Here is a 1,239-nt window from a genome sequence, read left to right as displayed (position 1 = left end):
CAGACAAAGAACGAACAGTTGAGAACATAGTAGAGGAAACAAGGGCTGCACTAAAAAAGTCGAACATAAAAGGTCCATATATATTGATGCCTCACTCAATTTCCGGTATATATAGTTTGTATTATGCGAATAACTATTCCGAGGAAGTTAAAGCCATCATAGGAATAGATCCAACCTTACCACAGATGTCGGAATATTTTGGTGATGACGTTTTTCCTACTATGCCTAAATATACGGAATATATGGCACCAATAGGTATTGCTCGATTATTGGCATATGTAACGCCAGATAATATTCTGCCATTATCTGAAAAGGGCACATATACAGAGGTAAACTTAAAAATGGCAAAATCTATAGTTGCTGCGAAATACATAAATAAAGCTGTAGTTAAAGAGACGAACGAGATAAAGAATAACTTTGATTTAACAACAAATATGACATTCCCTTCTGACTTACCAGTGATGATTTTTACTCCAAAAGAGCAATATGTAGAGGGGAAGTCAAAAATAGATTTTTATAATACGCAATTACAAAATATAAAAAATAATAAATTAGTAGTTCTAGAAGGTCAGCATTATTTACATTGGACTCATTATAAGGAAATGAGCGAAAATCTGAATGAATTCGTAGAGGGGTTAAAGTAGATTAGAATAATGGAAAGGGAAAAGCTAGAGATTACATCAGCGCATGTGCGACGTTATTGGCTGAAATCCGATAGTAAAAACGGTCAAGTTGGCGTGGATTATTGTGATTACCGTATCGTTTAGAACTTAAATTTAAGCATCTCTCACCAGGTAAATGTCGAAAAGCACGGTAAAGACGCTCTAAGTAAGTTGTAGAAACGTTTGAAGATCGATTTCTGAAAAGGCTGCTCTAAATAGCTGAACGAATGCATAGACAGGTTGTGTACCCTGATAAGCAATTAAAGTAGATTGTAAAACTTGATGTTCTTTTTCAGTTAACTGTTCATAGAAACGCCAAAACAAAGTATTATTCTTTTATTTCCAACTTTTTTCGTAGTAGAAACCAGTGTATCCTTTTTTAATTTTAGTTGCTCTACAGTTTTTCTAACAGTGGAGTAACTCCCTTTATAACCTTTTTTCGATTTCTTTTATTACGCTGATAGGCTGGTGCAGCAGTTATTTCCGTAAAAATAATCGTGCTACACATAGCATTCAAGCAAAACCATTTCTGCAAGCGCAGATGCAGAAAGACTTTTTTTCCTGAAATAGGTAAGTC

Annotated in this window: 2 protein-coding genes; one reads left to right on the top strand and one right to left on the bottom strand. The window is 34.5% G+C overall.

Features of this window, described 5'->3' with window-relative positions; translation table 11 throughout:
• A partial coding sequence (locus QI30_RS20675; RefSeq protein ID WP_158621094.1) for an alpha/beta hydrolase occupies positions 1 to 644 on the top strand: 644 nt, incomplete at its 5' end.
• A gap of 412 nt (positions 645 to 1,056) precedes the next feature.
• Here the strand turns inward: QI30_RS20675 and QI30_RS21035 are convergent.
• Positions 1,057 to 1,239 (bottom strand): hypothetical protein (locus tag QI30_RS21035; protein WP_233600644.1); only part of this gene is annotated, 183 nt, incomplete at its 5' end.

Origin of the sequence: Candidatus Kurthia intestinigallinarum (genome assembly GCF_003991225.1) — a bacterium.
Taxonomy (GTDB): domain Bacteria; phylum Bacillota; class Bacilli; order Bacillales_A; family Planococcaceae; genus Kurthia; species Kurthia populi.
The sequence above is the reverse complement of the archived record's forward strand: the minus strand, read 5'-3'. Positions and strand labels throughout refer to the sequence as shown.